This is a genomic window from Cupriavidus sp. CuC1 (genome assembly GCF_044627735.1).
Taxonomy (GTDB): domain Bacteria; phylum Pseudomonadota; class Gammaproteobacteria; order Burkholderiales; family Burkholderiaceae; genus Cupriavidus; species Cupriavidus ulmosensis.
Window position 1 is genome coordinate 36,972 of record NZ_JBIUHC010000077.1, and the last position, 11,931, is coordinate 48,902.

At 62.9% G+C, this 11,931-nt stretch carries 10 protein-coding genes and 2 pseudogenes; 5 read left to right on the plus strand and 7 right to left on the minus strand.

Features of this window, described 5'->3' with window-relative positions:
• Positions 1–3: 3 nt before the first annotated feature.
• The 4 genes from ACGLHR_RS28920 to ACGLHR_RS28935 all read right to left on the minus strand — a co-directional run bounded on the left by ACGLHR_RS28920 (position 4) and on the right by ACGLHR_RS28935 (position 5,843).
• On the minus strand, positions 4–1,452 hold the full coding sequence (locus tag ACGLHR_RS28920; protein WP_400097832.1) for an MFS transporter: 1,449 nt from the start codon (positions 1,450–1,452) through the stop codon (positions 4–6).
• A gap of 108 nt (positions 1,453–1,560) precedes the next feature.
• Positions 1,561–3,087 carry an amidase family protein gene (locus ACGLHR_RS28925; protein ID WP_400097834.1) on the minus strand — a complete coding sequence of 509 codons (1,527 nt, stop codon included), beginning with the start codon at positions 3,085–3,087 and terminating at the stop codon, positions 1,561–1,563.
• An 86-nt stretch (positions 3,088–3,173) separates the two neighbouring features.
• Entirely contained in the window at positions 3,174–4,478 is a 1,305-nt protein-coding gene (locus tag ACGLHR_RS28930) for an MFS transporter (protein WP_400097836.1), read from the minus strand.
• A gap of 144 nt (positions 4,479–4,622) precedes the next feature.
• Complete coding sequence (locus ACGLHR_RS28935) at positions 4,623–5,843, minus strand: pyridoxal-phosphate-dependent aminotransferase family protein (RefSeq protein ID WP_400097838.1); 1,221 nt, start codon at positions 5,841–5,843, stop codon at positions 4,623–4,625.
• A gap of 176 nt (positions 5,844–6,019) precedes the next feature.
• Here ACGLHR_RS28935 and ACGLHR_RS28940 point away from each other — a divergent pair, with 176 nt between their 5' ends.
• A complete protein-coding gene (locus ACGLHR_RS28940) occupies positions 6,020–6,739 on the plus strand; it encodes a GntR family transcriptional regulator (protein ID WP_400097839.1) in 720 nt (239 codons plus the stop codon).
• 494 nt (positions 6,740–7,233) lie between these two features.
• On the opposite strand, the gene ACGLHR_RS28945 is transcribed toward ACGLHR_RS28940, so the two are convergent.
• On the minus strand, positions 7,234–8,958 hold the full coding sequence (locus ACGLHR_RS28945) for a hypothetical protein (protein ID WP_400097841.1): 1,725 nt from the start codon (positions 8,956–8,958) through the stop codon (positions 7,234–7,236).
• Positions 8,959–9,172: 214 nt separating this feature from the next.
• Positions 9,173–9,265, minus strand: a pseudogene (locus ACGLHR_RS28950) (integrase); the annotation flags it as partial.
• 287 nt (positions 9,266–9,552) lie between these two features.
• Here ACGLHR_RS28950 and ACGLHR_RS28955 point away from each other — a divergent pair.
• The 3 genes from ACGLHR_RS28955 to ACGLHR_RS28965 all read left to right on the plus strand — a co-directional run bounded on the left by ACGLHR_RS28955 (position 9,553) and on the right by ACGLHR_RS28965 (position 11,423).
• Positions 9,553–10,338: an HpcH/HpaI aldolase/citrate lyase family protein gene (locus ACGLHR_RS28955; RefSeq protein WP_400097843.1), complete on the plus strand. Its 786-nt coding sequence runs from the start codon at positions 9,553–9,555 to the stop codon at positions 10,336–10,338.
• Positions 10,339–10,780: 442 nt separating this feature from the next.
• Positions 10,781–11,095: an alpha-hydroxy-acid oxidizing protein gene (locus ACGLHR_RS28960; RefSeq protein ID WP_400097845.1), complete on the plus strand. Its 315-nt coding sequence runs from the start codon at positions 10,781–10,783 to the stop codon at positions 11,093–11,095.
• 118 nt (positions 11,096–11,213) lie between these two features.
• Positions 11,214–11,423 carry an alpha-hydroxy-acid oxidizing protein gene (locus ACGLHR_RS28965; RefSeq protein ID WP_400097853.1) on the plus strand — a complete coding sequence of 70 codons (210 nt, stop codon included), beginning with the start codon at positions 11,214–11,216 and terminating at the stop codon, positions 11,421–11,423.
• A 47-nt stretch (positions 11,424–11,470) separates the two neighbouring features.
• Here the strand turns inward: ACGLHR_RS28965 and ACGLHR_RS28970 are convergent.
• Positions 11,471–11,622: pseudogene (locus ACGLHR_RS28970) on the minus strand (ABC transporter substrate-binding protein); the annotation flags it as partial.
• An 88-nt stretch (positions 11,623–11,710) separates the two neighbouring features.
• On the opposite strand from ACGLHR_RS28970, the gene ACGLHR_RS28975 reads away from it, so the two are divergent.
• Positions 11,711–11,899, plus strand: coding sequence for a hypothetical protein (locus ACGLHR_RS28975; protein ID WP_400097847.1), 189 nt, complete (start codon positions 11,711–11,713; stop codon positions 11,897–11,899).
• The last annotated feature ends 32 nt before the right edge of the window (positions 11,900–11,931 follow it).

Below are 11,931 nucleotides of genomic sequence, written 5' to 3' on the forward strand. Positions count from 1 at the left end.
CGATCAGGAGCCGCTTGCGCTGGCAGCACTAGCACCGACCGCGAGATCGGCTTCGTCGTCGGCGGCTGTCTCGCCCATGGCGCGGCCGAAGGTTTCCGGCGCAAACTGGACACTCAGAGCGAAAACAGCGTACATCGCTGCCAGCATGCTGAACATGCCGCCGACGCCATAGGTTTCGAACACGCGGCCACTGATCAGCGGTGTCAGTGCCCCGGCCAGCGTGCCGAGCGCCAGGATCAGGGAAGTGCCGAACGCGCGAACGTGGGTGGGATATTGCTCCGGCGCGAAGATCCAGATCGAGGTGTTGAGCAACACGACGCAGAACGTGAAGGCTGCGCCGAAGAGCAGTACCAGGGCCACGTTATACGTCAGGAAACCGAAGCACAGTCCGGCCGTGCAGGCGAGCCCAGCGCCTACCGTCAGCACGCGCTTGCGCGGGATGTGATAGCCGCAGTACGAAGCCGCGAGCGCGCCGAACAGGCTGCCGCTCTGCATCACCATGGTAAAGAGCAAGCTCTTGGAAATGGTGTAGCCCTGTGACATCAGAATCGTCGGCATCAGCGTCAGTACGGAAATCTGCGCCCCGTATGTCATGGAAACCGCAATCCCGAGCGCGATCGTGCGCCGGCCCAGACGGCCTTTGAATACGTCGCTCAGCCGTACCTTGACGTGCGGCGCCTCATCCTGCGTCGATGCCTTGATGTACGGCGTCGGCTCACCTGCGAGCTTGCCCAGCCGGCCCGACGCCAGGATCGACAGCACGCGGTTGGCCTCGTCTACCCGTCCCTTGGATAACAGGAACCGCGGTGTCTCCGGAATAAAACGTCGATAGAACACGACAAAGAACGCGGGAACCACCAGGCAGGCGAACAGCCAGCGCCAATTGTCCGGTCCCGGAAACATGGCGAACACGGCCAGGCCAAAGGCGGGCGCCAGCATATTGCCAAGACCACCGCTGCCCACGCTAACCATGCCAACTGCCGTACCCCGGAAGCGGGTCGAGCACAACTCGGCCAGCATCGTCACAGCAATGGAGATCTCCCCGCCCAGGCCGATGCCAACGATAAAGCGGCCCGCGGCCAGCACCGCATAGTTCGGCGCCAGCGCGCAGATGATGGCGCCCAGCGTGAACAGCAGCAGGTTTGCGCTCAGCATCGTACGCCGGCCGTAGCGATCTGCGATATAGCCCGAGCCGATGCGTCCGAGCGCGGCGGCACTGAATGTCAGTGTGTTTAGAAAGCCGATCTGCGCCACCGAGATGCCCCATTGCTCCCGCAACATGGGGCCAACCAGGCCGACCGCATTCTGCTCGAAGACATCGAACATCACACCCAGCATGATCATGAAGATGATCTTCTTGTGCGAAGCCGTCACGCCGATGCCATCCATCGCCCGGTCGAGCTCGTGCTGCTGTGGGGAACTCGATGATTGAACTACCACTTCTGCGCCCATCTTTGTCTCCTCCTCGTTTGAGGTCGTCACGGTGTATCCGCAAACTTCTCGCCGCCTGGATCGGCTGGCGTTTGTAGAGCAGCAATGAAGATTCGTTCCGCTCCTGGCCTATTCGAGCGCCGGTGCCGCGTGCGGCGTCCGGCGCGCGTGCAGGGCCTGCTCGGCCGCATAGGCCAGCCGTATCAGCACGGGTTCTGAAAACGGACGGCCGAAGAACTCCAGCCCGACCGGCACGCCCTGCGGCGCATTGCGGTCCGCGGCGGAAAACCCCGCTGGAATCACGATCGCCGGAAAGCCGGTGGCAGATGCAAGCACGCCGTTACGTTCGGCTTGCGGCTCGCCGATCGGCGCCACCAGGCGGCGCTGATGCGGAAAGGCCAGTGCATCGATCCGATGCGCTTGCATCAGATCCAGTAGCCGCTGGCGCAACGCCTCCTGGCGTTGCAGGCGCTCGCGGTATTCGGCCTCCTTGCCCGCCAGCGCCACGGCCATGGTCAGCGTTCCAGCCACGCTTGCGTGCACGTCTCCTGATGCGATGATGTCTTTCAGCGACCGCACCTTCACGTCCGGGGCGAGCCGGGCCAGGTACGCATCGAGATCGTGCTCCATCTCGTAGTGATGCACGAGCGTTGACGCCAGGAGTTCCTCGGGGCTGATGGCGTCGTCCACCGCGACCAACTCCGCGCCCTGCGCTTCGATGACGGCCAGTGCTTGCTGCATGACGGCGTTGACGGGCCGATGCTCGGGCCCATCGCCGAAGAAATGGCGCAGTACGCCGATGCGCGCGCCCTTGAGCCCGTCGCGTTCGAGAAAGGCCGTATAGCTTGCGGGGATGTGGGAGGCGCCTTGGCTCGAGATAGGATCGGCCGGGTCATGCCCGACAATTGCGTCGAGCAGTACAGCGGTATCCGCAACGGTCCGTGTGATCGGCCCGATGGTGTCCTGCGTGAGGCCGCAGGGAACGAGCCCCGTTCGGCTGACCAGGCCCGTGGTGGGACGCAGGCCGACGAGATTGTTAGCCGAGGCCGGCGACCTGATCGAGTTGACCCCGTCGGTTCCGATTCCGAGCAAACCGAAGTTGGCTGCGATGCCAGCGCCGGTGCCGCCGCTGGACCCGCCAGGCGTTCGCGTCAGGTCGTAGGGGTTCAAGGTCTGGCCAAGCTCCGTGCTAACGGTCTCGCCCCCGGAGGCAAGCTCGTGCAGGTTGGTCTTTGCCAGGACGATGGCGCCTGCCCGGCGCAGCCGCTGGACAATAAACGCATCCTGCGCGGCCATATTGCCCCGAAGGCAAGGCGAGCCTGCGGTGGTTTCGATGCCACCGCATTCGATATTGTCCTTGATCAGCACCGGGATGCCGTGGAGAGGCGCCAGGGCCTGCGCCGGCTTCCCGGCGGCCTGGGCGTCCATGCGTTCTGCCTCTGCCAGCGCCTGCGGGTTGAGGCGGAGGATGCTGTTGATGCGGGGGCCGCTTTGATCGTAGGCTGAGATCCGGTCCAAGTAGCCGCGCACCAAGTGCCGCGCCGTCAGCCGGCCGTCACGCATCGCGGCATGTGTGGTGGCAACGGTGGCCTCCATCAGGTTGAACGGCGCTTGACTGCCGGGGCCGTTCGTTTTCGATTCGAATGCACTGTTCATGAGAGTCTTCCATGCGCCCGCTACGGGCGCCCGAGGCGTTGGGGGTGCGGGGAAGCGGTGCGGCGCCGGCGCACCGCTTCCCGTTGTTATCGGTTGACCAGCTTGGCAGGCAGGGTCCAGATGGCAAAGGCACCAATGATCAGCATTGCCGCGATCATGTAATAGGCGCTAGTGCCACTCTGCGTCACGTCCCTGAGATAGCCGATCATGTAGCCGCTGGTGAAGCCGGCGAGGTTGCCGATCGAGTTGCTCATGGCGATTGCCGTGGCCGCCGCGGCACCGCTCAGGAAAGCGGTCGGCAGCGACCAGAACAGCGGCGTGCAGGTCAGGATGCCGGCCGCGGCAATCGACAGGAACACCAGCGACAGCGCGGTACTGTGCATGACCCAGGGCAGCGCCAGGAAGCCGATCGCCCCCATCATGCAGGGCACGATCAGGTGCCAGCGCCGTTCGCGATGCTTGTCGGCGCTCTTTGCGAAGAAGTACATCGTGACAATCGCCGCCACATAGGGGATCGCGCTCAGCAAGCCGATATGGATGGGATCGGTGACGCCCGTGGACTTGATGAAGGTCGGCAACCAAAGCGTGATGCCGTACTGGCCGGTGACATAGCAAAAGCAGATCAGGCTGATGAGCCAGACGCGTGGGTCGGTGAAGACGTTGCCGACACGGGCCTGCGGGTCTGCCGACCTGACATCCTCCGCCTTGGCCAGCTCCAGCACGCGTTTCTCCTCGCCGCTGAGCCATTTGGCCTTGGCAATCGAGTTGTCGAGGTAGTAGAAGCAGAAGAGGCCCAGCAGGACTGCGGGAACGGCCTCGATGAAGAACATCCACTGCCATCCGGCCCAGCCTGCGATACCGCCCATGCTGCCCATCAGGAAGCCGGACAACGGATTGCCAATGATGCCGGACAGCGGCGAGCCCATGCAGTAGATGGCCATGATCTTGGCGCGCCGGTGCGCCGGGTACCAGCAGGACAGGTAATATACGATGCCCGGCGTAAAACCGGCTTCGGCCAGGCCGAGCAGGAAGCGTAGCGTGTAGAAGGCGGTAGGCGTCTCCACGAACACGAAACACGCGGAGAGCAGACCCCATGTGACCATGATGCGCCCGATCCATACCTTGGCGCCGAACCGGTGCAGGGCCAGGTTGCTTGGCACTTCGAACAGGAAGTAGCCGATGAAGAAGATGCCGGCGCCCAGGCCGTAAACCGTTTCGCTGAAGCCCAACTGCTGCGACATCTGAAGCTTGGCGAAACCAACGTTGACACGATCGAGATAAGCGATCAGGAAGCACAGCATCAGGAACGGTATGAGCCGCCAGCTTACCTTGCGATAAACCGCGTCCTCGAACGTCCTCACTTTTGTCCCGGCCTGCAGGGTAGTATCCACAGCGTCTCCTTTGTTTTTTCAGGTATGTCTGTGCTGCTGCACTGATCCTGGCCCGATCAGTGCGGTGCGGGAATTAGCGCCACTGCGGCGCAGCCGCGCGGAATTCCTCGCTTCGGATGGGAACTACAGTTGCGTCGGACGGCGTCAGGCCGCAGCTTTGAGCGGCAAGGGCGTGGCATGGGCGGCCAGGTAGTCCATCGCGGCGGATGTCCCGCTTGCCGCGACCGGCACGCCCGAGATCTTCAAGCCCATTTCGCAGCCGGCGAGCGTCGCCACCAGCGTCAGGTCGTTGCAGTCGCCGAGATGGCCGATGCGGAACATGCGGCCTTTCATCTTGCCCAGCGCCGCGCCCAGCGACATGTTGAAGCGCTCATAGATATTCCTGCGCACAACGTCCGCATCGATCCCCTCGGGCATCATCACGCCAGTGAGAACCGGGCTGTACACGGCAGGGTCGGCGCACTGGATCTCCAGGCCCCAGGCGCGCACTGCCCGGCGGCATGCCTCGGCCAGCCGCTGATGGCGCGCGAACACATTGTCCAGCCCCTCGTCGAGAATCATGTCTAGTGCTTCGGACAGGCCATAGAGCAGATTTGTGCTGGGTGTATAGGGCCAGTAGCCGGTGCGGTTCATCTCGATGATCTCGTCCCAGCTCCAGAAGCTGCGCGGCAGCCGCGCCGTCCTGGCGGCTTCGATGGCCTTGGGCGACACCGCATTGAAACTGATGCCCGGCGGCAACATGAGTCCTTTCTGCGAACCGGAGACGGTCACATCCACGCCCCATTCGTCGTGCCGGTAATCGGCGGACGCCAGGCCGGAAATCGTGTCGACCAACAGCAGTGCAGGGTGCCGCGCGGCATCGATCGCCTTGCGCACGGCCGCGATGTCCGAGGTAACACCGGTCGAGGTTTCGTTATGGACCACGCAAACCGCCTTGATGGCATGCTCGGTGTCAGCGCGCAGGCGTGCTTCGATCATGTCGGCCTGCACACCGCGGCGCCAGCCCTCGATACCCGGCAAGCCGAGAAACTCGGGCCGGATGCCAAGATTCTCGGCCATCTTCTTCCAGAGCGTGGCGAAGTGACCAGTCTCGAACATCAAGACCGTGTCGCCAGGACTCAGGGTGTTCGTCAATGCGGCTTCCCATGCGCCCGTACCGGAAGCGGGATAGATCACGACCGGTTGCTCCGTCTTGAATACCTGCTTGATCCCGGCCAGCACCTTGAGGCCAAGTGCCCCGAACTCGGGGCCGCGATGGTCGATGGTCGGGTAGCTCATGGCTCGCAGGATGCGATCGGGAACGGGGCTCGGCCCGGGGATCTGAAGGAAGTGGCGGCCCGCGGGGTGGAAGTCGAGTTTCAGCATAGTCTCCTCCTGTTGAGTTTTGAATACAAAATACTGTAGCAGAGGAGCGGCGTGAAGACAGGAGGGTTTTTGGTGAAATTGCGCAGTGTTTACCCCATACAAATGGATCCAGCTAAATTTTGGAACGGTGTTAAGTGTCTGCTAAAATGTTCACAATGATGCTTCTAGAGCTTTGAATGCAAAATTCAATTTCTCCTGGCGCGGATTCTCCCATATCCGTGCTACCCAAGGTTGAACGGCAACGCTTGCACGACACGGTGGTGGATCACCTGCGGACGTTCATCGTCGAGGGCGTCTTGAAAGCGGGTACGAAACTCAACGAACGCGAGTTATGCGAGACGCTGGGCATCTCCCGCACGCCGCTGCGCGAAGCCATGAAGGTGCTGGCGGCGGAAGGGCTGATCGAAAGCACGCCCAACCGGGGCGCGACGGTATCGCGCCTGTCGGAGACGGAGATTCGGGACACATTCGAATTGATGAGCGGCCTGGAAGCGTTATCCGGGGAGCTGGCCTGCGAGCGCATCACGGCCGTCGAGCTGGCGGAGATCAAAGCGCTGCACTACGCGATGCTGGCATGCCGGGCAAAGGATGACTTGCCCGGCTATTACAGCTTCAACCATCAGATTCATGACCGTATCAACGAAGCGGCCAGCAATGTCGCGCTGCGTCAGACCTATCTATCGGTGAATCGGAGGTTGCAGGCCCTGCGCTACCGGTCGAACTATCAGAAGCCGAAATGGGACAGCGCCATCCATGACCACGAGGAGATGCTGACGGCGCTCGAAGCACGCGATGGCAAGCGGCTTGCCGCGATCCTGCGCCAACATCTGCTGGACAAGCGCGACGCCGTGCTACTCATCCAGTCGAGTGAGGCCGGCGACACGTCAGGCACATAGAGCAGCGGGCCGAAGCACCCGCATCCCACTGCGGCTTGAGTAGAGCGAGGCTGTTCAGTTTGGCCAGAGCCAGCGCCCCTGATGGGTTTCGCTAGTCGGTTCCCCGTCGCTCGTGCGCACTCGCTGGTGCTCGGTCATCCTCGGGATTTGCCGCCTACGGTACCTTCCCGCAAGGTGGTTGCGATTGCCGTTTTGCCCACACCAACTGACGCGAGAAACAGCCCGCGCATCCCGACATGGCTATTGTGGGGCGTGATTCTTTTCTTCGTTGGCTTGTTCGTTTGCTCCGCCGTTGCCACCATCTGACGCATGCATGTCCGTTACGGCCGATGAGCCGCCATTGGCCGGCACGGCGGCGGACGCCTCTTCCCGACCCGTTACAGTCCCTCAAGCTTGCGCTTGCGAACGTCTGGAAAGGCAATGAGTCCAGTCGGTCAGCGCTCAACTCACGGTATCAGTTCCTTTCCGGTCATTGAGGCAGCCACGCGGCCCTCTCAGGCCTGCCTGAGCAGGCTCACGGACGCCGCCACGGTGGCGGAGCTCGCGGCGAGTTGCGCACAGAGGTCAAGCAGCGACCCCAGCCGCGTCATGTCGTCCGGACCCGGACGTGGCCGGGGCACGATGTCGAGGTCGATCACCGGGCGGCCAAGGCTGTCGAGGTCTTCGTCCTGGTGGCCACCCCCGCCGCCGGAAAAGTCGAATCCGGGGATCGGCGCGCCCAGGCTGTCCAGCTCCTCTCCCGTACTTCCGACCGTGCCGCCTGCCTCCACGACGGCCCTAAGTGCATCGAGCCAGCGTCCGTAGCGGGCATTCGTATCGCCCAGGCTGTCGATCCCTTCCTCGCCGCGCCACGCACGTCCGACCAGGGCGAGCAGCGTGTCCCGGTCCATCCCCGCCAGGCGGCCGTCCGGATTGCCCTCCTGGCCACCGTCGTCCCCGTCGCCCGCCGGCAGGCCGGTCTGGGCATCCGCATCCGGGTCGGGATGGTCGTCGTCGTCGGGGGGGGCGGAGTCGTTGGCGTTGTCCGCCACATTGCTATTAGCGTTGTCATCGCCGTCGCCGGAGTCACCCGAGTTCTCCGAGCCATCGGCATTGCCGGCGGTGGGGCCGGCCACGATCTTGCCGCCCTTGACGGTCTTCGGCTCGCCGTTCGTGATCTTGCCGTCCTTGTCCACCGAGTCCGTCTGCTCCGTGCCGTCGCCGTTCTTGTCGACGGTACGCGTCTTGATGGTGTAGCTCCCGTCCGCGTGCCTGGCCACTTCAGTCGTGGAGGTGTTTCCATTGACGTCGGTCGAACTAGCGGCGGACCCGGTGTCGCCGTTGGATGACCAGTCCGTCCTGTCCATGGACGACGAACCGTCGGGCTTCTCGTGCCTGCTGATGGTGTATTCCGTGCTTGTGCCGTCGGGATTGGACTCGGTGCCGAACCCCACCGAGCTGTGCCCGTCGTCGTGCTGCCCCATCGGATTGTCCTTGTCGTCGTTGACGTCGATCTTGATCCACGACTTCGCGGGATTGATCCCTTCGTCCGACACGCCCCTGGTGCTGCTTCCCGTTTCGTGGCCGCGCCCCGGAGTCGGCTCGTACGTGCGGACGATGTGGACGTGCGCGCCGTCGCTCTGGGTGTAGTCCTTGACCTCCACCACCGTATCGTCCGCGCCCTTGTAGGTCCGGGACGAGGTGCCTTGCGAGTCGGGCCCGGTCCATTGCATCGTCTGCTGGCCACCGCCTTTCACGCTGGCATCGCCCAGGGCCTTGCCGTCGCTGCGGAAGAAGGCGCCGTGCAGCCGGCCCCGCTTGCGTTGCCAATCGGCCGTCCAGAGTTCCGTGCCATCCGGCGCGGTCGCTACGGCGCGGAAGCTGCCGTTGCTGTGTCGGATATAGCGCGTGGTGCGGTCCGGCCGGACGTCCTCGCGCGTCCATCTGCCCGGTCCCACAGCAGGCGCCGACCAGACCTCGGTGCGGGTGATGCGGGGGCTGTCGAGTCGCCGCTCCCACTCGACATTGCCGCGTGAATCGCCACGCAGCCGGGACCTGCGCATGACCACGCCGCGGGCCTCCATGTGGCGCCGGATAACCGTTTCCTCGAAGCCGTCCGGGCCGATATCGATCGTGTGCAGGGCGCCTCGTCCGTCATGCTCGACGACGCTGGCTGTGCCGTCCGCGCCGGCAGAGGCCAGCGCGTAGGCGCCGGAGGTCCACATCCTGAGTCGAACCATTTTTTGCTCCATGTTCCGCTCCCTCGCCTGCCCGTGACATTTGAATATACTGGCCCACCAGCCTTATCCCAAGGCTGCGTTCGCCAATCGACGGCTCTGGGACCGACGGTCCCCGTCAGAGAGTGATCGGCCGTCCATCGGCCGTTTCCGTCATTGACGGTTCAAGATCGGCTGACTCAAACTGGCCGGCAAGCGACCGCCGGCCATCAGGTCCTCACGCCTCCGTTTGCTCTGCCATTTCGAGCGCGTCGTCTGCTTCAATGCCCAGATATCTCGCCGTGCTTTCAAGTTTGGTGTGTCCCAGGAGATTGTTCCAAGGGATGCGATTTCCGGGAGAGGAGTGCAGTGATTCCATGACGATCTCCTTTGTTACGAAGGGAGCCCAAGTCTGCACTTCTTTTGGCGGTCGCTGACCGACCCCAAAGAGGCGTTGGAGGCAACGCGCTGAACGGCTGAAGCCCGGCCATATCCGACCTCCACCCTTTCCCGGAAAACTGCAGCTTCCCAATGTATCCGCTCTTGACCCAACACGTCCCCTTTGCAAGGCCGGCACGAGATGCATAGACTACGATGGCGCCCGTGCCAGGAGCCATCATGACAACTGCCGTCCCTGCCGCCAATGGAATTAACCGGCTGAAATCGATGTGGCGAAGTGGCCAGGCAACGCTCGGCGCCATCGCGACCATACCTTCGGTTCAGACGATCCAGATCATGGCTCGCGCTGGCCTCGATTGGGTCCTCATCGACATGGAGCACGGCGCAATCGATGCCGGCACTGCGCACGCGATGATTTGCGCGACCTCTGGCACCCCGCTCGTGCCGCTGGTCCGGGTTGCGGCAACGAATGCGTGGCAGGCCAAGGTCCCTCTTGACCTCGGCGCTTTGGGAATCTGCTTTCCGATGACGACGACCCAAGCCGCTGCAGAGGCGGCAGTGCGGGCTGTCCGCTACCCGCCCAAAGGAGATCGCTTCTGGGGCCCGTTCTACGCCCCGCCACGATGGGGTCTATCCATGCGCGAATATCTGGATTGCGCAGACGAGGAGGTGCTTGCCATTGGCACGATTGAACACGTCGATGCCATCGACAATATTGAAGGCATTGTCGCAACGCGCGGACTTGACCTTGTTTTCATCGGCCCCGGGGACCTTGCCACCAGCATGGGATGCCGGGGCCAGACGGATCTGCCAGAGGTGCAAGCGGCAATCGCACAACTTGAGGCCCCAATTCTAAAGAGCCGGGTTTTGCTCGGCGGCGTCGCGCCGACTACCGACTTGGCCAATGCCATGATCGCACGCGGCTACCGCGCGGTCGTCATCGGCATGGACTGGTCCCTGCTCCAAAGGGGGCTAGCATCAGTCGTTGACGGCATAAGTCGGTAGAAGGTCGTCGCAACCAACAAATCCTTCCTAAGCCGCGGGTCATCGCCAATCGCTTCGCGAAGCCGCTGTAATCGGCGTCTCAGCCGTGGGTTATCGAGTGACCGTGACGGCCGATTACGTGCCGGCCAACGTTCCTTAGCGAGGGTCTCTTGTACCTTGAAAGCCGCCGTCTGGGCAGCCTTGGGTCGACTGGCGGGAACGGGTCGAGCACGGCCGCCGGATTGGACGGCTGTAACCGGCCAGAAGCGGCCGTTCGTACGTGTCATCGGTTGGACGTCCTCACGTCGGTTGCGCCCCGATGAACGGCCATTCGACTTGCAGACAGGAGACCGGACGGGTTCCGGCTTATCGTTGGTGTCCTAGGCGGACGGGCCGGATTCCGGCGCCACGGCGAAGGCGGCAGCAGAGGCCGTCGTGCCGATGATGGCGTCCACGCTGATGAATGACCCGCTCGAAGCTGTCGCGGAAACCGGGTGACGGCGATGCCTTCTTTCGGCTCTACACGCCCAATGATCTTGATCTTGCTGCAAGCTTCGTCCGCCGGGCCGAGGCGGCCGGTTACAAAGGCATCGTCGTGACCCTGTACACCTGGCACACAGGTTGGCGCGAGGGACCTCAACGACAGCAACTTTCCCCAGTTGCGCGGCGTCGCTCTGGCGAACTACTATCCAACCTGCATTTCCACACCAAGCTCGCAGTCCGCCGGAAAACGATGTCGCCGCAGTCGTGCGGCATTGGGCATCCATCTTCGGGATGACCGTGATTTGGGACGATCTGGTCTGGCTGCGCTCGCTCACCAGCCCTGCTGTTGACCGTCAAGGGCATCCAGCATCCTCAACGATGCGAAGCGGGCGATCGATGTCGGCGTCGACGCCATCCTCTGCTCTAGTCACGGCGGCCGTCACGCGAATGGCGGAATCGCCACGATCGATCTCCTTCCCGCGCTTGTTGCCGCGTGTGGAGATACGCCGGTCTGGTTCGATTCCGGCACCCGTTCGGGGACAGAGCTTTCCGCGCATCTTATCTTGCGATATCGCGTCCGCCTGTCGCCTGCGACGGGCTCAGTTGCGCTTGCCCGAGGCTAGCTGCAAGCTCCGTTCGTTGAAAAACTGGATCAGGCCGTCCACACTGCGATCGCTCGGGTGCGCACCTCGTCGAGCACCTGCTGCGTCGCGGTCCCGATCAGCGCGCCTGCGAATCCGACTGGTCATCGACCTGCGCGCACACCGCACCGCCAAACGCGAACAATGCCGAAAAAGTGGGGATGAAGAATAGTTTCTTCATATCTGTGAACCCTGTTTGAATGCGTTAATGCGATGCCAAACGGACATCATCCTCTAAGCCCGACCGATCTCTTGTAAATCAGTCAATAATGGACAAGACGTTCTATTTCGATAGGGCCGGGATCTTCCGGGTCAACGCCGGGGACAGCGGTGAAGGCCGCGGGTACGCGCAGCTTGACTGGACCTTGCTCGAGCTGAACATCGAAAGCCTGTGCGCCAACATGAGCCAGACACAAGGACTACGCTTCACAATGCACCTCATGGGTCGAGTGGAGTGATGTTTACGCGGCGACTGCATGTTTACCGCGGC

Excerpts from the sequence above, each read along its gene's own strand:
- ACGLHR_RS28920 (WP_400097832.1), bottom strand. The coding sequence starts at position 1,452 with ATGGGCGCAGAAGTGGTAGTTCAATCATCGAGTTCCCCACAGCAGCAC.
- ACGLHR_RS28925 (WP_400097834.1), bottom strand. The coding sequence starts at position 3,087 with ATGAACAGTGCATTCGAATCGAAAACGAACGGCCCCGGCAGTCAAGCG.
- ACGLHR_RS28935 (WP_400097838.1), bottom strand. The coding sequence starts at position 5,843 with ATGCTGAAACTCGACTTCCACCCCGCGGGCCGCCACTTCCTTCAGATC.
- ACGLHR_RS28940 (WP_400097839.1), top strand. The coding sequence starts at position 6,020 with ATGCAAAATTCAATTTCTCCTGGCGCGGATTCTCCCATATCCGTGCTA.
- ACGLHR_RS28945 (WP_400097841.1), bottom strand. The coding sequence starts at position 8,958 with ATGGTTCGACTCAGGATGTGGACCTCCGGCGCCTACGCGCTGGCCTCT.
- ACGLHR_RS28955 (WP_400097843.1), top strand. The coding sequence starts at position 9,553 with ATGACAACTGCCGTCCCTGCCGCCAATGGAATTAACCGGCTGAAATCG.
- ACGLHR_RS28960 (WP_400097845.1), top strand. The coding sequence starts at position 10,781 with ATGACCCGCTCGAAGCTGTCGCGGAAACCGGGTGACGGCGATGCCTTC.
- ACGLHR_RS28975 (WP_400097847.1), top strand. The coding sequence starts at position 11,711 with ATGGACAAGACGTTCTATTTCGATAGGGCCGGGATCTTCCGGGTCAAC.